The following is a 25,870-nucleotide window of genomic DNA, read 5'->3' on the forward strand; positions in this document are numbered from 1 at the left end:
TTACGTGGACATGACGCGCGACGCACGGTCACGGATATGACACTGCTCACGCGTCCGCTCCCCACCCTCCCCTGCTCCACCACGAGTTGGAATGAAGGTGCCGATCCGGACATACAGCTCAGATGCGACGCAACCGGAGAACCGTCGCATCCAGGTCACCCTTGAGTTGCGGATGGAGTCCGTGGTGCAGGAGTACCGCACCCCGGTGCACTTCACCCGTTTCGCGGCATTCGTACGATGCTGTGGGGTCGAGTCCGCGCAGCCGCACCGCCGGCACCGGCTCGCCGTAGCGCTGCGCCTGGAGCCAGGCGAGGACGACGGACTCCTCCCCCCGGACGTACTGCACGGCGCTCAGGCCGCCCGCCGGGGGCCTGAGCCGGTACAGGTCGCCGTGCTGGACCACCGGGCGGATCTCCTTGTACAGCTCCACCCAGTGCCGCGCCTCGGCCAGCTCCCGTGCGCTCCACTCCGTCAGGTCGCCCCCGACCCCGAGTACGCCCGCCATGGCACTGACGAACCGGAACCGCAGCGAGCTGACCCGCCCGTTGAGCTGGGTGTTGGGGCTGTCGGTGACCCAGGCGGCCATCACGCGCGCGGGGTGGATCTGCGTGAAGCCGTGCTGGATGGCGAGCCGGTCCAGGGGGTCGGTGTTGTCGGAGGTCCACACCTGGTCGGTGCGGGCGAGCACGCCGAGGTCGATCCGGCCGCCGCCGCCCGAGCAGGACTCGAAGGCGACCCCGGGGTGCGCCGCCCGCAGCCGGTCCAGCAGGGCGTACAGGGCGCGGACGTGGTCCACCCACAGGCGCTGCGGGTACGCCTCCCCGGGCCAGCCCGCGTCGGTGAAGCAGCGGTTGAAGTCCCACTTCACGTAGTCGATCGGGGCACTGGAGAGCAGGGCGTCCAGCCGCTCCCACAGGTACTCCCGGACGTCCTCACGCGCGAGGTTGAGTACAAGCTGATTGCGCAGCTCTGTCCGCTTACGTCCCGTTTGGTACTGCACCCAGTCGGGGTGGGCGCGGTACAGCTCACTGTCCGGGTTGACCATCTCGGGCTCGACCCAGATGCCGAACCGCATGCCCAGGCCGTGCACGTGGTCGGCGAGGGGCTTGACGCCGTGCGGGAACCGGCCGGGGTTGGGCGTCCAGTCGCCGAGGCCGGCGCGGTCGCTGGTGCGGGCACCGAACCAGCCGTCGTCCACCACGAACAGCTCGACGCCGATCTCCGCGGCCCGCCGGGCGAGGGCGGCCTGCTGTTCCTCGGAGATGTCGAAGCCGGTCGCCTCCCAGGAGTTGAAGAGCACGGGCCGGTCCCGCCCGGCGTCCGGGATGACGTGGGCGCGCTGGTAGGCGTGCCAGGCCCGGCTCGCGCCGCCGAAACCGCCGTCGCTCCACAGGCCCGCGAAGACCGGGGTGGTGTACGACTCCCCGGGCTCGAGGCGGAGCAGGCCCGAGTCGTCGTACCCGGCGCCGCCGGTGATCTGCACGCGCGCGTCGGGGAGCTGGGCCACCGCGATGCGCCAGGAGCCGGACCAGCCGAGCGCGCAGCCGTAGACCTCGCCGTGTTCCTCGGTGGCGTCGGTGTCCAGGGCCACCCAGGGCAGGTGCTGGTGGCCCGTGTGGCCGCGGCGGCTGCCGATGACCTTCTCGCCGTAGCCGAGGGGGGCGGTGGTGAGCCGGGACTCGGCGGCCCAGCGGCCGTGCAGCTGGGACAGCCGCCAGCCCTCGCGGTCGGGCAGCGTCCAGGTGGCCGCGTCGGCCCGCAGCAGCTCCACGCGCGTGCGGCCGCCGTTCTCGACGGTCACCCAGCGCTCGACGACGTCGCCGCGCATCCGGTGGTGCAGCGTGATGCCCACGCCGTCGTCGTCGAAGCGCAGCCGCAGCCCGTCGCCCTCCGTGGCGTACGACACGAAGCGCCACTCGGTGCCGCGCCGCTCCTCGGTGCGTACGGACAGGGCGGGCCGGACGAACCGGGGACCGCCCTCGACGGGGTACTCCTCGCGGCCGTCGAGCGGCGACTCGAAGGGCCGGTAGGCGGGCAGCGGGCGCACCGCGAGCGCCTCGGCGTCGGCGAGGGCGATGCGCGGCCCCCAGTGCAGGTGGAGCAGTTCGTCCGCGTCGGTGAGATGCAGGGCGTAGCTGCTGCCGGGGCCCGACAGGAGCCAGGTACGACCGTCTTCGGCGATGTCCACCATCGAGACCTCACAGGTGCCCACAGATACGCTCAAGTACCAACATCATCGTGGGCCGCGCACCTGCCTGACAATGCCTGTGGACAACTCATTGCCCGAGGTAATCGATGTCGTATCGTCGACGGAGCGCCCGTCGACGAGCCGCGTCGGCGGGGCCGACCGGGAGGAGCCCCCGTGACGCAGCAGGTCCCGTCGACCGAGCCGGAGCTGGCCGGAGTCCGCAACTTCCGGGACGTGGGCGGACTGCCCACCGTGGACGGGCGGCGGGTGCGCCACGGAGTGCTGTTCCGCAGCGGCCATCTCGCGCACGCGACCGAGGAGGACGCGGCCTTTCTCGCCTCCCTGGAGCTGCACACCGTCTTCGACTTCCGCAACGCGGCCGACCAGAAGCTGGAGGGCCCCGATGTCGAGCTCCCCGGCGTGCGCAATGTGAACCTGCCGCTGAGCGACCCGGCCGACGGCGCCGAGTTCTGGAAGATGGTCCGCGACGGCGACCTCGACCAGCTGCGCGCGATCCTCGACGACGGCAAGGCGGCGGCCCGGATGACCGCCTCCTACCGGAAGATCGTCAAGGAGCGCACCGCCGAGCACTCCCGGGTGCTGCACGCGCTCGCCGACGACAGCGTCCCCGCCCTGATGCACTGCGCGGCCGGCAAGGACCGCGCGGGCATCTCCATCGCCGTCACCCTGCTCGCCCTGGGGGTCGAGCGCGAGGCGATCGTCGCCGACTACCTGGAGTCCAACGCCAAGCACCGCCGCTACAGGGTCCGCCGCAGCGGCAGCGCGGACACCGCGTACACCCCCGAGGTGATGGACCTGCTCAGCCCGCTGTTCGACGCCCGCGCCGAGTATCTGGAGGCGGCCTTCGCGAGCATCGAGGAGACGTGGGGCGGCGTCGAGGCCTATCTGGCGCAGGGCCTCGCCCTCGCCCCCGAGTCGCGCGAGCGGCTGCGCGAACGTCTGCTGGACTGACGACGGACGGCCTCGGCCCGCGGGCCGGGGTCAGCCCTTGGCGCCCACCGCGAACAGCAGGTAGAGGAACGCCGCCAGGACATGCCCGAGGGCGATGTAGATGAGCAGTCGGATCCACAGGGCACGGGGGAATTTCTCTTCGAAGTTGCTCATGGCAGCTCTCCGGTCAGCGGGCCCAGGCACAGCGTGGCCGTGGGACTCTGCAGCAGGGTGTGGACGAACAGCAGCTCCACGCCGTCGTGGTCCTCGGCGGCGAGGCGGTGCGGGGTGAGGGAGTCGAAGTGCGCGCTGTCACCGGGCCCGAGCAGATGCACGGTGTCCCCGAGCCGCAGCCGCAGGCGTCCCCCGAGGACGTGGAGCCACTCCTCACCGGGGTGGACCCGCACGATGTCGCCCTGTGAGCCGTACGGCACCCGTACCCGCAGGGCCTGCATCCCGCGGCCGGGCGCCCCGGCCTGGACGTACGTCCACCCGCCCGCCCGGGTCGGTTCCATGTCGGCGGCCCGCACGATCGCGTGCTGATCGCCGACCGACTCGCCGAGCAGTTCGGAGACCGTCGTACCGTAGATACGGGCGAGCGCGAGCAGCATCGGCAGCGACGGCTGCCGGTGCCCGGTCTCCAGGCGGGAGAGGTGGGCCGGTGAGAGGCCGGCGGCACGGGCCGCGGCCTCCAGCGTGAGGCCCGCGCGCCGGCGCAGAGCGCGCAGCTGCGGTGCGACGGCGGGGAGGCCGTCGTCCGGAGCCGGCGGCGGCGCGGTGTCTGAGGCGTTCATGCCTCCATTGAGCCCGATTTTTGCCTCACCGGCAATTTTCTTGCCTCTCAGGCAAAACCGCCCGGCCGCGCCGCTTCGGGGTCAGCGGTTGGCCACCGCCTGTTTGATCAGTGTCTTGCCGAAGTCCCACATCAGGCCGCCGCCGCTGTGCGCGTCCTCCATCACCGCGGTGAAGGCGGCCACGAACCGCTCCACGTCGGCCTCGTCGGCGACCAGCGGCGGAATGAGCTTGATCACCTCCAGGTGGTCACCGGAGACCTGGGTGAGGATCCGGTGCTTCTGCAGCAGCGGAACGACGACCATCTGCGCGAACAGACCCTTGCGGGCCGCCTGCAGCATGGTCCACCGGCCGCGCAGCTTCAGCGAGGACGGCTTGCCGAACTCGATGCCGATCATCAGACCCCGGCCGCGGACGTCGGCAAGCAGCTCGTAGGTGTCGATCAGCGCGGTGAGCCGGGACTTGAGCAGCTCGCCCGTCCTGCGTACACCGGCGACGATCTGCTCGTTCTCCATGACCGACAGCACGGCGAGCCCGCAGGCCATGGCCTGGGCGTTGGCGCCGAAGCTGGCCGAGTGCACCAGCACGCGGTCCATGGACGAGTAGACCTTCTTGAAGATCCACTCCTTGCCGAGCGTGGCACCGACCGGCACATAGCCGCCGGACAGCGCCTTGGCCACACACACCAGGTCCGGTTCGACGCCGTCCTCGTGCTGGTAGGCGTAGAAGTCACCGGTGCGGCCGAGGCCGGTCTGCACCTCGTCGGCGATCAGCAGGGCCTTGTGCTTGTGCAGCAGTTCCTGCGCGGCCCGCAGATAGCCGGGCGGGGCCTCGTGGACGCCCTTGCCCTGGATCGGCTCCACGATCAGGGCGGCCACGTCGCCCTTCTTCAGCTCCCGGGCGAGCGCGTCCAGATCGCCGAGCGGTACGGCGGTGTCGGGCAGCAGCGGAGCGAACCCGTCGCGGAAGCCGCTCTCGCCGTTGACCGACAGGGAGCCGGTGGTCAGACCGTGGAAGGCGTGGTCGCAGTACAGGACACGGGGCCTGCCGGTGGCGTACCGGGCGAACTTCAGGGCCGTCTCGACCGCCTCGGTGCCGCTGTTGCCGAAGAACACCCGGTCCAGGTGCGGGCTGTGCGTGAGGAGCCGTTCCGCCAGCAGGCCGGGCAGCGGCTGGCAGTCGAAGCGGGTGAGGTCGGCGAGGTCCAGGTCCAGGACGTCGTGCAGCGCCTTGCGGACGACCGGGTGGTGACGGCCCAGGCCCATCACCCCGAACCCGGCGAGCATGTCCAGGTAGTCGTTGCCGTCCGCGTCGAAGAAGTGCGCTCCCTCGGCGCGCTCGTAGACCTTGTCGAAGCCGATGGTGTGCAGCATGCGCGGGAGCTGCGGGTTGAGGTGCCTGGCGTGCAGCTCGTAGCGTTCGGCTCCGCGCTCGGCGAGCAGAGCGCCCAGGTCGAACTCGGTGCTCATTCAACCTCCTCGTCAGCGCCCCGAAGGGGCGCCGGGCCATGGTGATGCATGCGGCTACCGCCGCGTGGGCGCGACCGGCCCGGACGGCGCCGGGGCCCCGGTACCGCCATTCTCGGCGCTCGCGGCCGCACCGGTGACGCCCCGCGCCGCGAGGCTCGCGCCGATCCGCCCGGCGATCTCGACGGGCGTCAGGCCGATGTCGGCGAGTACCTCGCCGCGCTTGGCATGCGCCAGGAACTGCTCCGGAATGCCGAACCGCCGCACCGGCACGTCCACGTCGGCATCGCCGAGGGCCAGCGCCACGGCCGAACCGACGCCCCCGGCACGGCTGTTGTCCTCGACCACGGCCACCAGCCGGTGCCCGGCCGCGAGCGCGGGCAGCGCGGGGTCGACGGGCTTGACCCAGCGCGGGTCCACCACGGTGCAGCCGATGCCGCGGGACTCCAGCAGTTCGGCGGCCTGGAGGCACACCGACGCCATCACGCCGACGGCCACCAGCAGCACCTCGGGACGTTCGGCGCGGTGCAGGACGTCCATGTCTCCGACTCGGCCGACCGCGGGGATGTCCGGGCCCACGGACTCCTTCGGGAAGCGGACCAGGGTGGGCGCGTCGTCCACGGCGACCGCCTCGCGCAGCTGTGCCCGCAGCCGGCCCGCGTCGCGCGGCGCGGCGATCCGCAGGCCGGGGACGACCTGCAGCACGGACATGTCCCACATGCCGTTGTGGGAGGCTCCGTCGGTGCCGGTGACACCGGCCCGGTCCAGCACGAAGGTCACCCCGCACCGGTGCAGGGCGACGTCCATGAGCAGCTGGTCGAAGGCCCGGTTGAGGAAGGTGGCGTAGACGGCGACGACCGGGTGCAGCCCTCCGGTCGCGAGGCCGGCCGCGGAGACGGTCGCGTGCTGCTCGGCGATGCCCACGTCCCACACCCGGTCCGGGAAGCGTTCGGCGAACTTCCCCAGGCCGACCGGGTGCAGCATGGCGGCCGTGATGGCGACGACGTCGTCCCGCTCCTCGCCGATCCGCACCATCTCCTCACCGAACACGGAGGTCCAGGAGGGCCCCGTGGACGGTGTCAGCGGTGCGCAGGTCAGCGGGTCCATCACGCCGACGCTGTGGAAGTGGTCCTCCTCGTGCGCGAGGGCGGGCTCGTAGCCGCGGCCCTTGACGGTGAGGCAGTGGACCAGGACGGGACCGTGGAAGCGCTTCGCCCGCCGCAGCGCCGACTCGACGGCCTTGATGTCGTGGCCGTCGATCGGACCGAGGTACTTCAGGCCCAGGTCCTCGAACATGCCCTGCGGGGCGAAGGCGTCCTTGAAGCCCTTCTTGGCGCCGTGCAGGGACTCGTAGAGGGTGCCGCCGACGACCGGGGTGCGCTGGAGCACCTCCTTGCCCCAGGCGAGAACCTTCTCGTAGCCGTCGGTGGTGCGCAGGGTGGCCAGATGGCTGGCGAGGCCGCCGATGGTGGGGGCGTACGAGCGTTCGTTGTCGTTGACGACGATGATCAGCGGCCGGTCCTTGGCCGCGGCGATGTTGTTGAGCGCCTCCCAGGCCATGCCGCCGGTCAGCGCGCCGTCGCCGATGACCGCGACCACATGGCCCTTCTCCCCCTGCACCTGGTTGGCCTTGGCGAGGCCGTCCGCCCAGCCGAGCGCGGTGGAGGCGTGGCTGTTCTCGATGACGTCGTGCTCGGACTCCTCGCGCGAGGGGTAGCCGGACAGGCCGCCCTTGCCGCGCAGCTTCGAGAAGTCCTGCCGTCCCGTCAGCAGCTTGTGCACATAGCTCTGGTGGCCGGTGTCCCACAGGATGCGGTCGACCGGTGACTCGAATACCCGGTGGAGCGCGACGGTGAGTTCCACCACGCCCAGATTCGGCCCGAGGTGACCGCCGGTCCTCGACACCGCGTTCACCAGGAACTCACGTATTTCTTCGGACAGTTCGCCGAGTTCCGCCTCGGACAGCGCCTTCACGTCGCGTGGTCCCCGGATGTTCTCCAGAATGGTCACGCTCGGGCCCCCTCTCGATCTGTGCGTTTCCTCAACTCACCTGTTCCGCGGGGCTCGTCCGCTCGGCGAGCTTCATGGCCTCCTCGATGAGCGTCTCCACGATCTTCGATTCGGGGACGGTCTTGATGACCTCGCCCTTGACGAAGATCTGCCCCTTGCCATTGCCCGAGGCGACGCCGAGGTCGGCCTCCCGGGCCTCGCCCGGACCGTTGACCACGCACCCCATCACCGCGACCCTGAGCGGCACCTCCATGCCGTCCAGGCCCGCCGTGACCTCCTCGGCCAGCTTGTACACGTCCACCTGGGCCCGGCCGCAGGACGGACAGGAGACGATCTCCAGGCGCCGTTGGCGCAGACCCAGGGATTCCAGGATCTGGATGCCGACCTTGACCTCCTCGGCCGGCGGGGCGCTCAGCGACACCCGGATCGTGTCCCCGATGCCCCGGGAGAGCAGCGCGCCGAAGGCGACCGCCGACTTGATCGTGCCCTGGAAGGCCGGGCCGGCCTCGGTCACACCGAGGTGCAGCGGGTAGTCGCACCGCTCGGCGAGCTGCCGGTAGGCCTCGATCATCACGACCGGGTCGTTGTGCTTGACGGAGATCTTGATGTCGCGGAAGCCGTGCTCCTCGAAGAGCGAGGCCTCCCACAGGGCGGACTCGACCAGCGCCTCGGGGGTGGCCTTGCCGTACTTCTGGAGCAGCCGCCGGTCGAGGGAGCCGGCGTTGACGCCGATCCGGATCGGGGTGCCGTGGTCCCCCGCGGCGCGCGCGATCTCCTTCACCTGGTCGTCGAACTTCTTGATGTTGCCCGGGTTCACACGGACCGCGGCACAGCCCGCCTCGATGGCGGCGAAGACGTACTTCGGCTGGAAGTGGATGTCCGCGATCACCGGGATCTGCGACTTGCGGGCGATGGTCGCGAGGACGTCCGCGTCGTCCTGCGTGGGGCAGGCGACGCGGACGATCTGGCAGCCGGACGCGGTGAGTTCCGCGATCTGCTGGAGGGTGGCGCCCACGTCCGACGTACGGGTCGTCGTCATCGACTGCACCGACACCGGGGCGCCGCCCCCGACCGCCACCGGCCCGACCTGGATCTGCCGCGACACGCGCCGCGGCGCCACCGGACGGGCCGGCACCTCCGGAACGCCCAAGGGAACAGCGGTCATCGCGTCACTCCCGGTTTCCGGAGACGGTCTCGCGCATCGCCCGCAGCGACTCCTTCAGGGAGCCCATGGTGGCGAGCACGGCGGTCGGCTCGTAACCGCAGTGCGCCATGCAGTTGTCGCACCGCGGGTCCTTTCCACGGCCGTACTTGTCCCAGTCGGTCTCCTCGACGAGTTCCCGGTACGTCGGCACGTACCCGTCGCTCATCAGGTAGCAGGGACGCTGCCAGCCGAAGAGCGAATAGTTCGGGATCGCCCACGCGGTGCACGGGAAGTCGACCTTGCCCTCCAGGAAGTCCAGGAAGAGCGGGGAGTGGTTGAGCCGCCACTTCTGGCGGTTGCCGCCCGCGAAGGCCTTCCTGAACAGCTCCCGGGTCTGCTCGACGCCGAGGAAGTGCTCCTGGTCGGGCGCCTTCTCGTAGGCGTAGGCGGGCGAGATCATCATCTCGTCGACCTTGAGGTCGTCGTTGAGGAAGTTGAGCACCTCGACGATGGTCTGCGGGGTGTCGGTGTTGAAGAAGGTGGAGTTGGTGGTCACCCGGAAGCCGCGCCGCTTGGCCTCCTTGATGGCCTCCACCGCCTCGTCGAACACACCCTCCTTCGCGACGGACTCGTCGTGCCGCTCCCGCAGACCGTCGATGTGCACGGCGAAGGCGAAGTAGGGGGAGGGCTTGAACTTGTCGATCTTCTTGCGCAGCAGCATCGCGTTGGTGCACAGGAAGACGTATTTCCGCCTCGCCACCAACTGGCGGACGATCTCGTCGATATGGGGGTGCATCAGGGGCTCACCGCCCGCGATGGACACCATCGGCGCACCGGACTCCAGCACCGCGCCCACGGCCTGGGCCACCGGCATGCGCTGCTTGAGCACACCGGCCGGGTGCTGGATCTTGCCGCAGCCCTCGCACTTCAGATTGCAGGCGAAGAGCGGTTCCAGCTCGACGATGAGCGGGAACTTGTCCCGCTTGCGGAGCTTCTGTTCGGCCAGGTATGTAGCGACCTTGATGGACTGACGCAACGGCATGGCCATCTGGCTCACCTCCGGGGGAGCAGCAAAGAACGGTGCCATTCGAAAAATGCGGGAAGGATGGAACGGAGAACACGGAAGGCTGATATCCCCCCGCGCACCGTGCCGATCCGGACGAGTTCGTGTTCGGGAGCGTCCACGACCACCCGGACGGCCGCGACCGGGCGCTCGCCCGTGCGCACGGCCGCCAGCAGCGTGGCCGCCGACTCCATGTCGACCGCGATCGCGCCGGTGGCGAGCAGGTCGGACCGCTCGGGTCCCCTGACCACGTGGTCGGAGCCGGTGAGCGGTCCGGTGTGGACGGTGCGTCCGGGCAGCAGGCGCACGAGTTCCTTGACCAGTAGTTCGGTGCCCACGCACGGGACGGTCCCGCGCGGGTCCCGGGTCTCCTCGGCGACGACCAGGTCGCCGGGGTGCATCCCGGGGGCCAGCCCGGCACAGAAGCCGGTGGCCAGCACGGCCGTGTCGGCCGGTGCCGGGCCGGCCAGGAGCCGGGTGACGGAGCGTTCCGCCGCACGAGGCCCCATGCCCGTGCGGACGAAGGTCACCGGCCCGCCGGCACCGCCGCGGTCGCCGGTGCGCAGGGCGAGGTGCTCGATGCCGAGCGCGCAGGCGATCAGCAGCGGGGCCGGGGCGGGCTGGTCGTTCAATTCAGTCCCCCTCGGCCTGCGGGGAGGTCTTCCTCGGGCGGGCGAGCAGCTTGCGCTCGAAGGGGTCGCCGTGCAGGTACCGGCCGAGCGCGGTGAGCGGGAAGACCTGCCGGTAGAGGTGGTAGTTGATGGAGAAGTCCCAGGGGAAGCCGGTGCCGGTGAAGTACGGCTCGTCCCAGCTGCCGTCCTCCCGCTGGGTCCCGGCCAGCCACTGGACGCCGCGCTCGACGGCCTTGGAGTCCTTCTCCCCCGCCGCGAGCAGGGCCATCAACGCCCACGCGGTCTGCGAGGCGGTGGAGGCGCCGCGGCCGCTCCACTCCTTGACGTGCTTGTAGGAGCGCAGGTCCTCGCCCCAGCCGCCGTCGTCGTTCTGGACGCTCTCCAGCCAGACCACGGCCCGCCGGATCGCGGGGTGCGAGCCGGGCAGTCCCGCCGCGGTGAGTGCGGGGACGACCGACCCGGTGCCGTAGATGTAGTTGACGCCCCAGCGGCCGAACCACGAGCCGTCGGGCTCCTGTTCGGCGAGCAGCCAGTCGATTCCGCGCCGGGTGCGCGGGTCGTGGGCCAGGCCCTCGGCGGCGAGCATCTCCACGACGTGCGCGGTGACGTCCGCGGACGGCGGGTCGATGACCTCGCCGAAGTCGCAGAACGGCAGCCGGTTCGGGAACGGGCTGGTGTTGTCGACGTCGAAGGCGCCCCAGCCGCCGTTCCTGGACTGCATCCCGAGGTTCCAGCGGACGGCCCGCGCGATCGCGTGGTCCACGCGCTCGGGGTCGTGGTGGCGGACCCTGCGCAGCGCGAGGGCGACCTCGGCGGTGTCGTCGATGTCCGGGTAGTTGTCGTTGTGGAACTCGAAGGCCCATCCGCCCGGGGGAAGCTGGGGCCGCCGCACGGCCCAGTCGCCGGGCCGGACGATCTCCTCGCCGAGCATCCAGTCGGCCGCCCTGACCAGCTGCGGGTGGTCCACCGGCAGTCCGGCGTCCACGAGGGCGATGGTGGCCAGGCAGGTGTCCCACACCGGGGACTGGCAGGCCTCGATCATCCGGGCGCCGTCCTCGCGCCAGACGGCGAATCGATCCAGCGAGGCGAGGCCCTCGCGCAGCACCGGGTGCTCCAGGTCGTAACCGAGCAGGTGCAGGGCGATGACCGAGTACACGGCCGGGGGCTGGATGCCGCCCCAGCAGCCGTCGTTCTCCTGCCGCTCGATGATCCAGCGGGCCGCCGAGTTCATCGCGGCCCTGCGCAGCCGGCGCACCGCGACCTTGCGGTAGCCGCGGACAACCTTGTCGAGCCGCTGGAAGAGGCCGTCCCAGCTCGCCACCGGGGCGAGCGGCTGCGGCGGGTTCGGGTTGGCCGGGTCGGTGTGCAGCTCGTCCAGCGCGAACGGCGCCGGGCGCACCGGGCGCTTGGCGGAGACGATGGTGAGCGGCACGATGGTCTGCCGCGCCCAGCACCCGAAGTTGTAGATGTTGAGCGGGAACCACGTGGGGAAGTAGATGAGCTCCGGCGGGAGTTCGGGCAGGTCCTCCCACTTCCACCAGCCGAACAGGGCGAGCCAGATCCGGGTGAAGACCCGGGCGGCGGCGATGCCGCCGCGCTCGCGGATCCAGGCGGAGGCCTTCGCCATGTGCGGGGCGTCGGGCGCGTCGCCGGCCAGGCGCAGGGCGACGTACGCCTCGACGGTGGCCGACAGTTCGCCGGGGCCGCCGTGGAAGGTGGCCCAGGTGCCGTCCGGGCGCTGCTCACCGCGGATGAACGTGGCGGCGGCCTGCGCGGTGTGCTCGTCCAGGATGCCCAGGAACTGACGGAGCAGCAGGTCCTCGGCGTCCATGGTGACGTTGGTCTCCAGGTCGCCCTTCCACCAGCCCTCGGTGTCCTGCGTGGCGAGCAGGAAGTCGGTGGCGCGTCGTGCGGCGCGTGCGGCGGCTTCTTGTACCCCGGCCGCCTCGGGGGTGATGAGTGTGGTGTCGCTGGCCGCGGCAGCGCGGGGCGGCAGGGTCGCCCCGGTGCTTCCGTCGGTCGTCGCTGTCATGGCTTCCCCTTCGTGCAGTCGTGCGAGTCGTGCTGCTGTGGGTCCGCCGTCGGCCGGTGTCCGCATCCCTGCGGCACCGGCCGGCGACTAAGCGAGGCAAGTCCGGCCGATAGTGATCATCTCTTCCGTACGACGACGAAGTCGGCGAGCGCCGTGAAGGAGTCCCGCACCCGGCCCGGCATGTCGACGGCGTCGAGGGCCTCGACGGCGACGGTGTGCTGGCGGCGCGCCTCCTCGGCCGTCCACTCGCGGCCGCCGGCCTCCTCGATGAGGGCGGCGCGGGCGGCGAACTCCTCCTCGGAGAAGTTCTCGAAGTCGCTGCTCTTGGCGTCGGCGGCGAGGATCTCACCGAGCTGCTCGGAGGCGGGGCCGCCGGCCGCGAGGGCGGCGACGACCGGCAGGGACTTCTTGCGCTGGCGCAGGTCGCTCCAGGTCTGCTTGCCGGTGGCCTCCGGGTCGCCCCAGATGCCGAGCAGGTCGTCCACGGCCTGGAAGGCGAGGCCGAGGTGATAGCCGTACCGTTCCAGCGCGTCGGCGGTGGCGTCGTCCGCGCCGCCGAGCACCGCGCCGATGGAGGAGGCGCAGGCGAGCAGGGCACCGGTCTTGTTGCCCTCCATCTCCAGGCACTCCTCGACGCTGACGCGGTCGCGGTGCTCGTAGGAGATGTCCTGGGCCTGACCGTCGATCAGGGCGCGGGTGGCGGTGGTCAGCCGGCGGGTGGCGCGGCCGGCCTCGACGGTCCCGAGCTCCAGCAGGACCTCGTTGGCGAGGGCGAACAGGGCGTCGCCGACCAGGATGGCCTGGGCGGGACCGTGCACCTTCCATACGGTGTCGCGGTGCCGGCGCTGCTCGTCGCCGTCCATCAGGTCGTCGTGCAGCAGCGAGAAGTTGTGCACGAGTTCGACGGCGACCGCGCCCGGGACGCCTGCCTCGGGTGCGGCGCCGGTGACTTCGGCGGAGAGCACGGCGAGCGCCGGGCGGACGGCCTTGCCGCCGTCCCCCTCGGCGGGGTTGCCGGCGGCGTCGATCCAGCCGAAGTGGTAGGCGGCGACGGTGTCCATGGGCGGCGCCAGGCGGTCGACGGCCTCGCGGAGCACCGGCGTGGCCAGGGTCCGGCCGCGCTCCAGCAGCGCGGTCACGTCCACCGCGGGCCTCCGAGCGGGCGTCGCGGCCGGGGGCACAGTGGGCACAGTCTCTCCTCTTGTTGCGGTACCGGGGGTGCGGGGGCCTGCCGCATGCTCCAGACCGGGCATCAGGCCGCCTCCTCGAACTCGAAGAGGTGGCGGGGGCGGGGCCGGCCCAGGGTGCTGAGGGCGGCGTCGGCCGCGCTCACTCCACTGCGGACCGCGCTCTCCATGGTCGCGGGCCACCCGGTGGCGGTCCACGCTCCGGCCAGGTACAGGCCGGGGGCCTTGGTGCGGGCGCCGGGCCGCAGCCGCCCGACGCCGGGGGCGGGGGCGAACGTCGCCGTGCGCTCCCGGGTCACGAAGAAGTCCAGCACCTCGGCCGTGCGCGTGCCCGGGATGAGCCGCTCCAGTTCGGGCAGATAGCGCTCGCGGAGGCCGGCGACCGGCATGTCGATCTCGTCCTGCGCGGCCGACTGGGACAGCGCGAGGTACTGTCCCGCCTTCAGTCCCGAGGCGTGGCTGCGGTCGAACACCCACTGCACGGGGGTGCCGACGGCCGCGAAGAAGGGGCGCGCGAGGACCTTGCGGTCGTAGACGACGTGGACGTTCAGGATCGGTGCGGTGCCGATCTCCAGCAGCCGCCCGGGGTCGTCGAGGGCGCCGGCCGGCAGCAGTTCGTGGGCCTCGCGCTGGGGTACGGCGAGGACGACGGCGTCCGCGGAAATCGTCTCGCCGGGAACCTGAACGCTCCAGGCCCCGTTCTCGTTGTTGAGGACGGAGGTGACGCGTGTACGGACCTCGGTACGCACGCCCGCGGAGTCGAGCGCCTTGCGGGCGAGCCGGTCGTGCAGTTCGCCCAGCGGGACATGGGCCCAGCCGATGTCGGCCGCGCCCGGGTCGGACAGCAGACCGGTCTTGAACACCATCGCGGCGAGCCCCAGCGAGGCGTCGCCCGCGACCGCGTTGAGCGTGGCGACCCCGACCAGGTCCCACAGGGCCTCGACGGCACGCGCGGACTGGCCGTGCGCGGCCAGCCAGCTGCCGAAGTCCTGGGTGTCCAGAGCTGGATCGGTGAGGTCGAGCCCCTTCAGCGCGAGCGCGGCCCGCCCGACGGCCGCGCGCTCGGCGAGCGAGAGATGCGGATAGGCGGCCAGGCTGCGCCCCAGGTGGAGGGGGACGGGCAGCGGGTCGCGCCGCAGCCTGCCGAGCCGCCGCCCCTCGGGCTTGGCGACGTCGACGACGGGCACGTCCAGGCGGTCCTGCAGCGGTGCCAGCGCCGCGCCCTCGATGCGGTCGAGGAACCAGCGGTAGGCGGTGCAGCAGCGCAGGTACACGTGCTGTCCGTTGTCGACGGTCAGTTCGCCGCGCTGGAAGGAGAAGGCGAGGCCGCCCAGCCTTGGCCTGCCTTCGAGCAGGGTGACCCGGACGCCGGCGTCGGCGAGGGCGAGCGCCGCGGTGATCCCGGCGAGCCCGCCGCCGACCACGACGGCGCTGCGGCCTGTCCGCGGGCCGTCGGCCGGTGCCGGTGCGGGGGGTGAGCCGTCGCTCATCGTGCGTCCTTCCGTGCGTGCCGAGCGTGCTGGTTGAACGGTGCACGCCCGGCCGTCGCAGTCAGGGACGCCACGCCGCAACGGAGGGTTGCCTGCCGCTTGCCGTCCGGTTCGGTGCGCTCCATCAGGCGCGCCTCCGCACGGAGCGCCGGGAGACATGGCGGGTCACGTGCCGGGTGTCGAGTCCGGACAGGCCGCGCACGGCGACGTAGGCCTTCTCGTGGCCGGGCAGCGAGACCCGGCCGCGCAGCACGGCCTCCGGGTCGCGCTCGATGCGGTCCAGCAGCCGGCGGTAGATGCCGGCCATCGCGGCCACACAGGCGCCGCTGCGCCGGTCGAGCATGGGCAGCAGCCGGTAGCCCTCGGCGAACAGAGCCCGGGCGCGCCGCACTTCGAAGTGGACGAGGCCGGCGAAGTCGGAGCCCTCCGGCGGGGTCGGCGCGTGGAACCCGGCCGAGCAGCCGAACTTGGCGAGGTCGTCGGCGGGCAGATAGGTCCGGCCGCCCGTGGCGTCCTCGCGGACGTCGCGCAGGATGTTGGTGAGCTGCAGCGCGAGGCCCAGCGTGTCGGCGTACTCGGCCGCCCGTTCGGCGCCGCGCGCGCCCGGCTCGGTGCCGAACACGCCGAGCGAGAGGCGGCCGATGGCACCGGCGACGCACCGGCAGTACACCTTGAGGTCGTCCCAGGTCTCGTAGGTCTCCCCGCGCACGTCCATCTGGACGCCGTCGATCAGCTCGTCGAGACCGCCGAGCGGGATCGGGAAGGCCCGCGCGGCGTGGCTGAGGGCGACGGCCACCGGGTCGGTGTCGTCCTCCCCGACCTTGTCCTCGCGGACCCGGACGAGCAGCGTCCGGGTGTCCTCCAGACGTGCCAGCTTGGTCTCGCCGGGCAGGTCGCCGTCGCCGATGTCGTCCACGCGCCGGGAGAACGCGTACAGCGCCGACATGGCGCGTCGCTTGGCCGTCGGCAGCAGCCGGATACCGTACGCGAAGTTACGGGCCTGCTGCCCGGTGACGGCCTCGCAGTAGCTGTAGGCGGCGAGTACCGGTGCGGACACGTGCGGCGGAGAATCCACGGTCCGGATCACCCCTCTCCTCGCAGGATCACGCCCGCCTCACGCAGCAACTGGACCTTGCCGGGTCTGGGCGGGCCGGAAAGTACGTCGTATTCGGCGGCGGCGATCGCCCTGATCGCCGCCTTCCCCCCTGCCACGAACCCCGCGAGCAGCAACTTCAGCCTGCCGTGGACGCTACCCACGAGGGGGGCGCCTTCATTCAGCAGATCGCGGGCGCGTTGTGCTTCGTATGCAACCAGGGTGCGCACCGATGCGCCTGTGGTTTTCGCGGAGAGGTCCGCTTCCTCGACGTGGAAGCGCTTCATGTCCTCGGCGGGGAGGTAGATCCGGTCGCGGCCGAGGTCCTCGGCGACGTCCTGGAGGTGCTCGACGATCTGGAGTGCGGTGCAGATCGCGTCGGACAGCCGGATCCGTTCGGGGGTCGAGGTGCCGGTGACGGCGAGGACGAGGCGGCCGACGGGGTTGGCCGACAGTTCGCAGTAGGCGAGGAGGTCGTCGTAGGTCTCGTACCGGGTGACGAGCTGGTCCTGGCGGTTGGCGGCGATCAGGCCGAGGAACGGCTCGGGAGTCAGCGCGCGGCGGCGGACAGTGGGCTGCAGGCGCCGCAGCAGCGGGTGGCGCGGGGTGCCGTCGAAGACGCGGCGCAGGTCGGCCTCGAAGGCGTCGAGGAGGACCAGCCGGTCCGCCGCCCCGGCCGGCGACACGCCGAGCGCCCGGGCGTCGGCTCCGCCGGGGGCGAGGTCGCCGTCGCCGATGTCGTCGACGAGGCGGGCGAAGCCGTAGACGGCCATGAGGTCGTCGCGCCAGGCTCTGGGGAGGAAGAAGGGGGCCACGGGGAAGTTCTCGCTCGCGGCCTTGTCCAGCGTGGCGCGTTCCAGGTCGGGCGCCGGGGCGGTGCCCGTCATCGGGGGCAGCCCTGGGCGGGGACGGCACATGCTGCGCTGAGCTGGGGAGTTTCCGTAGCCATTGCCGTCACATCTCCCGTTCTACACTGCCGACCCAATACACACTATTTCGGACACGCCGCCCCGCAATGCGCAGGGACACCCCCAGGAAGGGCGGCGCGCATTTTCGCCCCACTTGCCGGTTTCCGGCACCGGTACAGCTTACGTTGTACAACGCAGTACGGACCGTCGGGGTGTCCTGCGCATCACAACAACACACCGATTGGCTCCAAGATTCCTTGCAGCAGTGCGAGTTGACGTTTCCTTTGCGGACGGAGGGCCCCGCCGGACGAATTCCGGCGGGGCCCTGTCCGTACTGCGCCGAAACGGGTCACTTCCCCGTGAACTTCTCGTACTCCTTCAGGACCTCGTCGGTCGGTCCGTCCATCCGCAGTTCACCGCGCTCCAGCCACAGCACGCGGTTGCAGGTGTCACGGATGGACTTGTTGTTGTGACTGACCAGAAAGACCGTTCCGGCCTCTTTGCGCAGTTCCCGGATCCGTTCTTCGGAACGCTTCTGGAACTTGCGGTCACCGGTCGCCAGCGCCTCGTCGATCATGAGGACGTCATGGTCCTTGGCGGCGGCGATGGAGAAACGCAGCCGGGCCGCCATGCCGGAGGAGTACGTGCGCATCGGCAGGGTGATGAAATCGCCCTTTTCGTTGATGCCGGAGAAGTCGACGATGTCCTGGTAGCGCTCCTTGATCTGCTCCCGGGACATGCCCATGGCGAGACCGCCGAGAATGACGTTCCGCTCGCCCGTGAGGTCGTTCATCAGGGCCGCGTTCACGCCCAGCAGGGACGGCTGGCCGTCGGTGTAGACCTTGCCCTTCTCCGCCGGCAGCAGGCCGGCGATGGCACGCAGCAAGGTGGACTTGCCGGAGCCGTTGGAGCCGATCAGGCCGACGGCCTCGCCGCGGTAGGCGGTGAACGACACACCGCGCACGGCGTGCACCTTGCGCACGCCCCGCGCCGCGTCGTCGGAGCCCCGCCTGAGGATGCGGCTCAGGGCCGCCGTAGCGCTGCCCTTGCCGGTCTTGGCGCCGTTGACCCGGTAGACGATGTGCAGCTCGTCCGCGATGACCGTCGGGCGCGGGTCCCTGGTGTTCTGCTCAGCCACGGCCGTACCGCTCCTCCGCCTTCCAGAAGTACACGAAACCGCCGGCGAAGACGGCCACGGCCCAGAACAGGGCGATGGCCCACACGTGCGGCGGCAGGTTCGAGGCGCTGTAGCCGTCGATCAGCGCGAAGCGCATCAGGTCCATGTAGACGGCGGCCGGGTTCACCTGGAGCAGGCGGACCACCCACTCGGGACGGCCCTCCATCATCGTGCTGATGGAGAACATGACGCCGGAGGCGTACATCCACGTGCGCAGCAGGAACGGCATCAGCTGGGCGAGGTCCGGCGTCTTGGCGCCCATCCGGGCCACGATCATCGCGAGCCCGGTGTTGAACAGGAACTGCAGCACCAGCACCGGGACGATCAGGAGCCAGGACGGGCCCGGGTAGCTGCCGAAGCCGATCGCCACGATGAACATCACGATCATCGAGAAGAGCAGCTGCTGGAGCTGCTGCAGCGAGAAGGAGACGGGCAGCGAGGCGCGCGGGAAGTGCAGGGCGCGCACGAGGCCGAGGTTGCCGGAGATCGCGCGGACGCCCGACATGACCGAGCTCTGCGTGAAGGTGAACACGAACACGCCCGTGACCAGGAACGGGATGTACACGTCCCGGGACAGGCCCCGGCTGGCGTGCAGGATGACGCCGAAGATGAAGTAGTACACGGCCGCGTTCAGCAGCGGCGTGGCCACCTGCCAGAGCTGGCCGAGCTTGGCCTGGCTGTACTGGGCGGTCAGCTTCGCCTGGGAGAAGGCGAGGATGAAGTGGCGGCGCCCCCACAGCTGCCGGATGTACTCCCCGAGCGAGGGCCGGGCGCCGCTCACGGAGAGCCCGTACTTCGCGGCCAGCTCGGCCGCCGTCAGTCCCGCGTCGGGCGACGGGGCCGCGGTGACCGCGACCGTGCCGTCGTGCGTGGTCTCACTCACAGGGGGAAACTTTCGTCTTCGGGTTCGTCTGCTGCGCGCCGCCTCGTCGGCGGATGCGTGTCCATGAGGTGTCCGACAGTCGCGGCCCTCTCGGGGTCGAGCTTGTCAGATGACCGGGGGACGGCCCAGTCGGGTGAGTCGCCACACCGTACGCCACCGCATCGGGCGGCGGGGACCGCACGGGGTGGTCCAGCCTTCCCGGAAGCCGCCGAACCAGGCCCTCAGGGCCGGCCGCGAGGGGCGGCGGAGCAGGGTGAGCAGCAGCCAGACCCCGAGGTAGACCGGGACCAGGGGGGCCGGGAGGTTGCGGCGGGCGAGCCAGACGCGGTTGCGGGCGACCATGCGGTGGTAGACCGCGTGCCGCGAGGGCGCGGTGGTCGGGTGGTACAGCACCATGTCGGACCGGTAGTCGATCATCCAGCCGGCGTCGAGGGCCCGCCATGCCAGGTCGGTTTCCTCGTGCGCGTAGAAGAACGCGTCCGGCAGCCCGCCGACCTCCGCGAAGACGCGGGTGCGGACGGCATTGGCGCCACCGAGGAAGGTGGTGACCCGGGAGGAGCGCATCGGGTCGGAGGCACGCAGCCGGGGCACGTGCCGGCGCTGGGTCTCGCCGGTCTCGGGGTCGGCGATGCGGAAGCTGATGATGCCGAGCTCGGGGTCCGCCGCGAACGCCTCGCGGCACAGCTCGGCGGTGTCGTGGCGGGCGAGCAGGCCGTCGTCGTCCAGGAAGAGCAATATGTCGACATCACGGCCGCCCGGCCCGAAGGCCTCTATACCGACGTTGCGCCCGCCGGGGATGCCCAGGTTCTCGGGCAGCTCCAGGGTCCGTACGGCGTCGGGCACGTCCGGGACGGGCGAGCCGTTGCCGACCACGACCACCTCGGCCCGGTCGCCGTCCTGCTTGGCGACCGAGTCGAGCAGGGCCCGCAGCTCGTCGGGCCGGTTGCCCATGGTGATGACGACGACGCCGACCTTCATGGGCGCGCTCACTTCAGCCTGCTGGAGGCGAGGATGGACACCAGGTGCAGCAGGGTCTGGAGCATCGCGATGCCGGCGAGGACGGCCGTGCCGAGACGGGTGAAGAACAGGTCGCCGCGGGCCTGGTCCACGATCGCCAGGAGCAGGATGAGCAGCGAGGCCTCGATGCCGAGGATCAGCCGGTGGAACTTGAACGCGGCGGCGGCACGGCGGGCCAGCGCCATGCCGGAGCTGCGCATCTCGGCGGCGGCCTCCTTGACCGGCGGCTTGCCGGCCTGGTGCCGGGCGACGCCGACCAGGTCGGTCTCGGCCTTGATGAGGATCGCGCCGAGCGCGGCGAGGGTGCCCAGGAAGGCCCACAGCCAGTCGATACGGCCGCTGCCCCACAGGTCGGCGGCGCGCAGGCCGAGGCCGACCAGCACGGCCGCGTCGGTCAGATAGGCGCCGACGCGGTCCAGGTAGACCCCGTTCAGCGAGTACTGCTTCTTCCAGCGCGCGATCTCGCCGTCGACGCAGTCCAGCAGCAGGTACATCTGGACGCACACCACGCCGAGCACGGCGCCCCAGATCCCCGGCACCAGGAGCGCCGGGGCCGCGAGCACGCCGAAGACGGTCATCAGGTACGTGAGCTGGTTGGGCGTGACCCTGGTGTTCACCAGGTAGCGGTCGACCCGCAGGGACACCTCACGCATGTAGAGGCGTCCCATCCAGTGCTCACCGCTGCGCCGGTCCTTCACCCCCGCGGGGTGGACGACCGGACGGAGTTCAGCTACCGATGGCCTTGACATAGTCGGCGTAGATGTCCTTGATCTGGTTCGTCTTGAGGTCGAGGTGTTCGATGATCGTGTAGCGGCCGGGCCGGGTCTCCGGAGCGAACTCCACCGCGCGGACGAACTCGTCCACCGTGAAGCCGATCTCCTCCGGCAGCACCGGCAGCCCGTGCCGGCGCAGCACCTGGGCCATGTACGCCGACTCCTCGTGGGCACCGCGCAGGTACATCGCGAAGGCCGCGCCGAGGCCGCACTGCTCGCCGTGGGCGGCGGCGCGCTTGGGGTAGAGCAGGTCGAAGGCGTGATTGATCTCGTGGCAGGCGCCGGAGGAGGGGCGGGAGTCGCCCGACACGGACATGGCGATGCCCGTGAGGACCAGCGACTCGGCCAGCACCTGGAGGAAGCCGTCGTCGCCGACGCCGCCCGGGTGCCGGAGCACCGCCTCGCCGGCCTGCCGGGCCATGGCGGCGGCCAGGCCGTCGATCTTCTCGCCGTTGACCTGGTTGGCCAGCTCCCAGTCCGCGACCGCGGAGATGTTGGAGACGGCGTCGCCGATGCCGGAGCGCACGAACCGGGCGGGTGCCTCGCGGATCACGTTGAGGTCGATGACCACCGCGATCGGGTTCGGCACGCCGTACGAGCCGCGGCCCGCGTCGTTGTCGAGGGTGGCGACCGGCGAGCACAGGCCGTCGTGGGCGAGGTTGGTGGCGACGGCGACGAGCGGCAGGCCGACCCGGGCCGCCGCGAACTTCGCGCAGTCGATGATCTTCCCGCCGCCGAGGCCCACGACCGCGTCGTAACGGCCGGCCTTTATGTCGCCCGCCAGCCGGACCGCGTCGTCGATGGTGCCGCCGCCGACCTCGTACCAGCTCGCGCCGGGCAGGGTCGGCGCGATCCGCTCGCGCAGCCGGGCGCCCGAACCGCCGCTGACGGCGATGGCGAGCCGGCCGGACTGCGAGATGCGCTCGTCGGCGAGCACGCACGCCAGGTCGTCCAGGGCACCCGGGCGGATGTCCACGACGACCGGCGAGGGGATGAGCCTCGTCAGTACTGGCACGCGATCTCCCGTCCGCGGGCGAGATCGTCGTGGTTGTCGATCTCGACCCACTTGACGTCGCCGATCGGCGCCACGTCGATCCGGAAGCCGCGGTCGACCAGCTCCTGGTAGCCGTGCTCGTAGAACTGCTGCGGGTCGGTCTCCCAGACCGTCTTCAGCGCGTCGGCGAGCTCGGGGGCGGCGTCGCCCTCGATCAGGGTGACGCCGATGTACTCGCCGGTGGCCTCGGCCGGGTCCATCAGCTTGGTGATCTTCGTCATGCCCTTCCCGGGGTCGACGACGACCTTCATCTCCTCGTCGGCCAGGCTCTTCACCGTGTCCAGGGCGAGGATGATCCTCTTGCCCTCGCCGCGGGCGGCGAGCAGGGTCTTCTCGACGGAGACCGGGTGGACGGTGTCGCCGTTGGCGAGGATCACGCCGTCCTTGAGGGCGTCACGGCCGCACCACAGGGAGTAGGCGTTGTTCCACTCCTCGGCCTTGTCGTTGTCGATCAGGGTGAGCTTGAGGCCGTACTTCTGCTCCAGGGCCGCCTTGCGCTCGTAGACGGCCTCCTTGCGGTAGCCGACGATGATCGCGACCTCGGTCAGCCCGATCTCGGCGAAGTTGCCGAGGGTCAGGTCGAGGACGGTGATCGAGTCCTCTATGCCCGCGGGCCCCACCGGCACCAGCGCCTTGGGCAGGCTGTCGGTGTAGGGGCGCAGACGCCGTCCGGCGCCGGCCGCCAGCACGAGGCCGATCATGCGGGTTCTCCTTCGTCGTGTACGGCGGGTGCCCCAGCGGACACCCAGAAGCGGATGCTCTCGACGAGCACCACGAGGGCGACGGCCACGGCGAGGACCGTGAGCGCGACCGTGAACTGCGCGGCGGTGAGCACCACGGCCAGGACGGTGACGAGCAGCGTCCGTCCCTCGTGCCCCCCGATGGCGCGCACCAGCCAGGCCGGGGGCGCTCCGGCGTCACCGCGGATGCGGTACACCGTGTCGTAGTGATGGTAGGCGACTGCGGCCACCAGGCCGAAAGCCGCTGGAAGGGCTCCGTTCACCTCCGCCCGGGCGGCGAGGATCAGAACGGTGCAGTACTCGGCGGCGCGGAACACGGGCGGGACCAGCCAGTCGAGCGGACCCTTGAGGGAGCGGGCGACGGCACGGCCCGAGGTGGCGACATAGACGAGTGCGCCGACCACCGTCTGCCAGTTCCCGAAGGACCGCAGGGAGACGTCGATCAGGAGCACCACGGCGCCGACCGCCGCCCACAGCGGCGCGGCGAAGGCATGCCGGGCGGAACGGCGGCCCAGCCTCTCGGCCCCGGTGGCGGCGAGCGGCCCGGTGTCCGTCAGGTCCGCCAGCGCCCGCGCGGCCCGGTCCGTGCGCTCGGCCTTCCGCGTCAGCGACCGCAGCACCCGCCCCGCCGTGGTGTACGTCGCGGCGAAGGCGCAGCCGGCGAGCAGGACGTAGAAGGTGATCCGCGGGGTCGTGACCGCCGTGAGGACCGCGATCATCGCCCAGCGCTCGCCGATCGGCAGGACGATCATCCGCCGCACCCAGACCGTCCAGCCGACGCTGTCGAGCTTGTCGGAGAGGGCGGCGGTGGGGCTGGTGTTGGCGGTGGCGTCGTGATTGGCCTCGTTGAAGGAGAAGTCGACCACGTGCCGGCAGGTCTGCAGGATCATCGCGCCGAGGGCGAGGGCCCAGACGTCGTCGCCGCCGCGGGCCGCGCCGAGGGCGAGGCCGGCGTAGTAGGCGTACTCCTTGGCCCGGTCGAAGGTGGCGTCCAGCCAGGCGCCGAGCGTGGAGTACTTCAGGGCGTAACGGGCGAGCTGGCCGTCGGTGCAGTCCAGGACGAAGGAGGCGATGAGCAGCACGCCGGCCGCGACGAAGCCGCCGCGGGTGCCGGTCGCCGCGCAGCCGGCCGCGATGAGCGCGGTGAGCAGCGAGGCGGTGGTGACCTGGTTCGGGGTGAGGCCGCGGCGGGCGCACCAGCGCGCGATGTAGCGCGAGTAGGGGCTGATGAAGAACGTGGTGAAGAAGCCGTCGCGGGACTTCACGGCCGACTTCAGGCGTACGGCCTCGTCGTCGACGGCGGCGACGGCCTGCCGGACCTCGTTGCGGGCCTGCGGGTCGGCCGGCACGGCGGCGACCAGGCTGCCCAGCTCGGGCCGGTGCACCGCGCCGCCGTCGGCGTCGAGGGCGGCGACGACGCGGTCGGGGAGGCTGTCCACCGCGAGCACCGGGGCGCCGCCCGGGCCGAGCGGGGCCGGGTCCTCGACGGGGGTGGCGCCGTCCGCGGAGGTCTCGCGGGCCATGGCCCGGGTGAGCTGCTGCCGGGCGGCCGGCTGGGCGGTGACGGCGCCCGGGACGGCGGCGAGCGGGAAGCGCGGGTCGGTCAGGCCGAGGCGCAGCGCGTGCGGGTGGCCGACGAAGCGGGCGTCGACCAGGGCCACGCGCCGGTCGGCCGGCACGGCCGCGAGCAGGCTCTCCGCCTCGGCGGCGTCGGCGGCCACGCGCACGTCGAAGCCGAGGGACCCCAGATCGTTCTCCAGTGTCGATCCGGGGACCGGCTGACCGGTGACGATGGCCGTCGACAACCGAACTCACTCCCTGGGTGCCGACGCGCGGGCGCCGGTCTTCTGCGTGATGGGGCGCCCTGCCTGCGGCACCCGGGCGGCATGTCGGCAGAGGCTATCGGATGGGCCGGAGTCCGTGTTCACCGGCCGTTCACGGCCCGGCCCACGAGGGCTGACCGGACCTTTGCCGCGATCATCATCGGGGATCCCGGGCCCGGCTCACAAACCCGAGGGCGCAGACCCGGGCATCCGGGACACGGGGCGGCTCGGCATAGGGTGGACGACCATGACGTGGCTGATCACCGGCGGAGCCGGATACATCGGGGCGCATGTGGCACGGGTCATGGCGGGCGCCGGGGAGAGTGTCGTCGCGCTGGACGACCTGTCGGCCGCGGTGCCCGCGCGGCTGCCGGCGGACGTGCCGCTGGTCCGGGGTTCGACGCTGGACGGGCCGCTGCTGAAGCGCGTCTTCGCCGAGTACGGCGTGACGGGCGTCGTCCATCTCGCGGCGCGCAAGCAGGTCGCGGAGTCGGTGGCCCGGCCCACCCGCTACTACCGGGAGAACGTGGGCGGTCTGGCCACGCTGCTGGACGCCGTCGCGGAGGCGGGCGTCGGACGGCTGGTGTTCTCCTCGTCGGCGGCGGTGTACGGCAACCCGGACGTGGACCTGATCACCGAGGACACCCCGTGCGCCCCGGTCAACCCGTACGGCGAGACCAAGCTGGCCGGGGAGTGGCTGGTGCGGGCGGCCGGGCGGGCGCACGGTGTCTCGACGGTCTGCCTGCGCTACTTCAACGTGGCGGGCGCGGCGGCGCCGGAGCTCGCGGACACCGGTGTGTTCAACATCGTGCCGATGGTCTTCGACCGGCTCACCCGTGACGAGGCGCCGCGGATCTTCGGCGACGACTATCCGACGCCGGACGGCACCTGTGTCCGGGACTACATCCACGTCGCCGATCTCGCGGAGGCCCACCTGGCGGCGGCGCGGCGGCTCGCCGCGGGGGATCTCGGCGGCGATCTGACCCTGAACATCGGCCGGGGCGAGGGGGTCTCGGTGCGCGAGCTGATCACCCTCATCGGCGAGGTCACCGGTGACCGCCGGGCGGCCCTGGTCGAGGGCCGCCGCCCGGGGGACGCGCCGCGCGCGGTGGCCTCGGCCGAGCGGGCCGCCGAGACGCTGGGCTGGCGGGCCGGCCGCGGGGTACGGGAGATGATCGAGTCGGCATGGGCGGGCTGGCGCCTGCACCACGGCGGATAGCCGCGGGCACGGCCGGCGGACCGGTCCGGACGCGGGTGGCCGGCGCCACCGGACCGGTGGGTGAGCCGGCACGGCCGGCCCCCGGCCGGCGCGTGAGGCGGCACGGCCGGCCGTCGGCCCGCACCTGATCCGATGTGGCCGTCTCCGGCCCGCAAGCCGGCCGACATGCCCGGCATCGCTGGTCGCGGGGGCGTCCCCCCTTCTGACCTGCGGAACGTTTCCGCAGGT

23 protein-coding genes are annotated in these 25,870 nt (G+C 71.6%); 2 read left to right on the top strand and 21 right to left on the bottom strand.

The window, feature by feature from the left end; all coding sequences use genetic code 11:
* Positions 1 to 118: 118 nt before the first annotated feature.
* Positions 119 to 2,191: an alpha-galactosidase gene (locus FHS34_RS24690; RefSeq protein ID WP_184969623.1), complete on the bottom strand. Its 2,073-nt coding sequence runs from the start codon at positions 2,189 to 2,191 to the stop codon at positions 119 to 121.
* Positions 2,192 to 2,362: 171 nt separating this feature from the next.
* Here FHS34_RS24690 and FHS34_RS24695 point away from each other — a divergent pair, with 171 nt between their 5' ends.
* Entirely contained in the window at positions 2,363 to 3,160 is a 798-nt protein-coding gene (locus FHS34_RS24695; RefSeq protein ID WP_184969098.1) for a tyrosine-protein phosphatase, read from the top strand.
* Between the two features lie 30 nt (positions 3,161 to 3,190).
* On the opposite strand, the gene FHS34_RS24700 is transcribed toward FHS34_RS24695, so the two are convergent.
* The 20 genes from FHS34_RS24700 to FHS34_RS24790 all read right to left on the bottom strand — a co-directional run bounded on the left by FHS34_RS24700 (position 3,191) and on the right by FHS34_RS24790 (position 24,405).
* On the bottom strand, positions 3,191 to 3,313 hold the full coding sequence (locus tag FHS34_RS24700; protein ID WP_184969100.1) for a DUF6126 family protein: 123 nt from the start codon (positions 3,311 to 3,313) through the stop codon (positions 3,191 to 3,193).
* On the bottom strand, positions 3,310 to 3,933 hold the full coding sequence (locus FHS34_RS24705) for a helix-turn-helix domain-containing protein (RefSeq protein ID WP_184969102.1): 624 nt from the start codon (positions 3,931 to 3,933) through the stop codon (positions 3,310 to 3,312). Before FHS34_RS24705 ends, FHS34_RS24700 begins: the two co-directional genes overlap by 4 nt.
* Before the next feature lie 81 nt (positions 3,934 to 4,014).
* A complete protein-coding gene (locus FHS34_RS24710) occupies positions 4,015 to 5,400 on the bottom strand; it encodes an aspartate aminotransferase family protein (protein ID WP_184969104.1) in 1,386 nt (461 codons plus the stop codon).
* 54 nt (positions 5,401 to 5,454) lie between these two features.
* Positions 5,455 to 7,407, bottom strand: a complete 1,953-nt coding sequence (dxs, locus tag FHS34_RS24715) for a 1-deoxy-D-xylulose-5-phosphate synthase (protein ID WP_225817723.1) — start codon at positions 7,405 to 7,407, stop codon at positions 5,455 to 5,457.
* 31 nt (positions 7,408 to 7,438) lie between these two features.
* Positions 7,439 to 8,572, bottom strand: coding sequence for a flavodoxin-dependent (E)-4-hydroxy-3-methylbut-2-enyl-diphosphate synthase (gene ispG, locus FHS34_RS24720; protein ID WP_184969106.1), 1,134 nt, complete (start codon positions 8,570 to 8,572; stop codon positions 7,439 to 7,441).
* Between the two features lie 4 nt (positions 8,573 to 8,576).
* The gene (gene hpnH, locus FHS34_RS24725; RefSeq protein ID WP_184969108.1) at positions 8,577 to 9,599 is read right to left on the bottom strand and encodes an adenosyl-hopene transferase HpnH; all 1,023 of its coding nucleotides are present in this window, start codon (positions 9,597 to 9,599) and stop codon (positions 8,577 to 8,579) included.
* Positions 9,600 to 9,604: 5 nt separating this feature from the next.
* Positions 9,605 to 10,246 (bottom strand): phosphorylase family protein, encoded by a 642-nt coding sequence (locus FHS34_RS24730; protein ID WP_184969110.1) that lies wholly within the window; start codon positions 10,244 to 10,246, stop codon positions 9,605 to 9,607.
* Between the two features lies 1 nt (position 10,247).
* Positions 10,248 to 12,278, bottom strand: a complete 2,031-nt coding sequence (gene shc / locus FHS34_RS24735) for a squalene--hopene cyclase (RefSeq protein ID WP_184969112.1) — start codon at positions 12,276 to 12,278, stop codon at positions 10,248 to 10,250.
* 116 nt (positions 12,279 to 12,394) lie between these two features.
* Positions 12,395 to 13,531, bottom strand: a complete 1,137-nt coding sequence (locus tag FHS34_RS24740; protein ID WP_184969114.1) for a polyprenyl synthetase family protein — start codon at positions 13,529 to 13,531, stop codon at positions 12,395 to 12,397.
* Entirely contained in the window at positions 13,531 to 14,955 is a 1,425-nt protein-coding gene (gene hpnE, locus FHS34_RS24745) for a hydroxysqualene dehydroxylase HpnE (protein ID WP_184969116.1), read from the bottom strand. Before hpnE ends, FHS34_RS24740 begins: the two co-directional genes overlap by 1 nt.
* Entirely contained in the window at positions 14,952 to 15,080 is a 129-nt protein-coding gene (locus FHS34_RS44195) for a DUF6380 family protein (RefSeq protein ID WP_372478613.1), read from the bottom strand. The genes hpnE and FHS34_RS44195 overlap by 4 nt, the downstream gene beginning before the upstream one ends.
* A complete protein-coding gene (hpnD, locus tag FHS34_RS24750; RefSeq protein WP_184969118.1) occupies positions 15,080 to 16,042 on the bottom strand; it encodes a presqualene diphosphate synthase HpnD in 963 nt (320 codons plus the stop codon). The genes FHS34_RS44195 and hpnD overlap by 1 nt, the downstream gene beginning before the upstream one ends.
* A complete protein-coding gene (hpnC, locus tag FHS34_RS24755) occupies positions 16,039 to 16,935 on the bottom strand; it encodes a squalene synthase HpnC (protein ID WP_184969129.1) in 897 nt (298 codons plus the stop codon). The genes hpnD and hpnC overlap by 4 nt, the downstream gene beginning before the upstream one ends.
* A 370-nt stretch (positions 16,936 to 17,305) precedes the next feature.
* On the bottom strand, positions 17,306 to 18,094 hold the full coding sequence (locus FHS34_RS24760; protein WP_184969132.1) for an ABC transporter ATP-binding protein: 789 nt from the start codon (positions 18,092 to 18,094) through the stop codon (positions 17,306 to 17,308).
* The gene (locus FHS34_RS24765; protein ID WP_184969134.1) at positions 18,087 to 19,016 is read right to left on the bottom strand and encodes an ABC transporter permease; all 930 of its coding nucleotides are present in this window, start codon (positions 19,014 to 19,016) and stop codon (positions 18,087 to 18,089) included. The genes FHS34_RS24760 and FHS34_RS24765 overlap by 8 nt, the downstream gene beginning before the upstream one ends.
* 105 nt (positions 19,017 to 19,121) lie before the next feature.
* The gene (locus FHS34_RS24770; protein ID WP_184969136.1) at positions 19,122 to 20,006 is read right to left on the bottom strand and encodes a glycosyltransferase family 2 protein; all 885 of its coding nucleotides are present in this window, start codon (positions 20,004 to 20,006) and stop codon (positions 19,122 to 19,124) included.
* Positions 20,003 to 20,782 (bottom strand): CDP-alcohol phosphatidyltransferase family protein, encoded by a 780-nt coding sequence (locus FHS34_RS24775; RefSeq protein ID WP_184969138.1) that lies wholly within the window; start codon positions 20,780 to 20,782, stop codon positions 20,003 to 20,005. The genes FHS34_RS24770 and FHS34_RS24775 overlap by 4 nt, the downstream gene beginning before the upstream one ends.
* On the bottom strand, positions 20,760 to 21,821 hold the full coding sequence (locus tag FHS34_RS24780; protein ID WP_184969140.1) for an iron-containing alcohol dehydrogenase family protein: 1,062 nt from the start codon (positions 21,819 to 21,821) through the stop codon (positions 20,760 to 20,762). The genes FHS34_RS24775 and FHS34_RS24780 overlap by 23 nt, the downstream gene beginning before the upstream one ends.
* Positions 21,809 to 22,561: a phosphocholine cytidylyltransferase family protein gene (locus FHS34_RS24785; RefSeq protein ID WP_184969142.1), complete on the bottom strand. Its 753-nt coding sequence runs from the start codon at positions 22,559 to 22,561 to the stop codon at positions 21,809 to 21,811. Before FHS34_RS24785 ends, FHS34_RS24780 begins: the two co-directional genes overlap by 13 nt.
* Positions 22,558 to 24,405 (bottom strand): DUF5941 domain-containing protein, encoded by a 1,848-nt coding sequence (locus tag FHS34_RS24790; RefSeq protein ID WP_184969144.1) that lies wholly within the window; start codon positions 24,403 to 24,405, stop codon positions 22,558 to 22,560. The genes FHS34_RS24785 and FHS34_RS24790 overlap by 4 nt, the downstream gene beginning before the upstream one ends.
* A gap of 265 nt (positions 24,406 to 24,670) precedes the next feature.
* Between FHS34_RS24790 and galE the strand changes: the two genes are divergently transcribed.
* On the top strand, positions 24,671 to 25,642 hold the full coding sequence (gene galE / locus FHS34_RS24795) for a UDP-glucose 4-epimerase GalE (RefSeq protein ID WP_184969146.1): 972 nt from the start codon (positions 24,671 to 24,673) through the stop codon (positions 25,640 to 25,642).
* The last annotated feature ends 228 nt before the right edge of the window (positions 25,643 to 25,870 follow it).

The organism is Streptomyces echinatus (genome assembly GCF_014203595.1).
GTDB lineage: Bacteria > Actinomycetota > Actinomycetes > Streptomycetales > Streptomycetaceae > Streptomyces > Streptomyces echinatus.

Excerpts from the sequence above, each read along its gene's own strand:
- FHS34_RS24785 (WP_184969142.1), bottom strand. The coding sequence starts at position 22,561 with ATGATCGGCCTCGTGCTGGCGGCCGGCGCCGGACGGCGTCTGCGCCCC.
- FHS34_RS24700 (WP_184969100.1), bottom strand. The coding sequence starts at position 3,313 with ATGAGCAACTTCGAAGAGAAATTCCCCCGTGCCCTGTGGATCCGACTG.
- FHS34_RS24705 (WP_184969102.1), bottom strand. The coding sequence starts at position 3,933 with ATGAACGCCTCAGACACCGCGCCGCCGCCGGCTCCGGACGACGGCCTC.
- FHS34_RS44195 (WP_372478613.1), bottom strand. The coding sequence starts at position 15,080 with ATGGAGCGCACCGAACCGGACGGCAAGCGGCAGGCAACCCTCCGTTGC.
- FHS34_RS24775 (WP_184969138.1), bottom strand. The coding sequence starts at position 20,782 with ATGTCAAGGCCATCGGTAGCTGAACTCCGTCCGGTCGTCCACCCCGCG.
- hpnH (WP_184969108.1), bottom strand. The coding sequence starts at position 9,599 with ATGGCCATGCCGTTGCGTCAGTCCATCAAGGTCGCTACATACCTGGCC.
- hpnE (WP_184969116.1), bottom strand. The coding sequence starts at position 14,955 with ATGAGCGACGGCTCACCCCCCGCACCGGCACCGGCCGACGGCCCGCGG.
- ispG (WP_184969106.1), bottom strand. The coding sequence starts at position 8,572 with ATGACCGCTGTTCCCTTGGGCGTTCCGGAGGTGCCGGCCCGTCCGGTG.
- shc (WP_184969112.1), bottom strand. The coding sequence starts at position 12,278 with ATGACAGCGACGACCGACGGAAGCACCGGGGCGACCCTGCCGCCCCGC.
- FHS34_RS24690 (WP_184969623.1), bottom strand. The coding sequence starts at position 2,191 with ATGGTGGACATCGCCGAAGACGGTCGTACCTGGCTCCTGTCGGGCCCC.
- galE (WP_184969146.1), top strand. The coding sequence starts at position 24,671 with ATGACGTGGCTGATCACCGGCGGAGCCGGATACATCGGGGCGCATGTG.
- FHS34_RS24710 (WP_184969104.1), bottom strand. The coding sequence starts at position 5,400 with ATGAGCACCGAGTTCGACCTGGGCGCTCTGCTCGCCGAGCGCGGAGCC.
- hpnC (WP_184969129.1), bottom strand. The coding sequence starts at position 16,935 with ATGACGGGCACCGCCCCGGCGCCCGACCTGGAACGCGCCACGCTGGAC.
- FHS34_RS24740 (WP_184969114.1), bottom strand. The coding sequence starts at position 13,531 with ATGCCCGGTCTGGAGCATGCGGCAGGCCCCCGCACCCCCGGTACCGCA.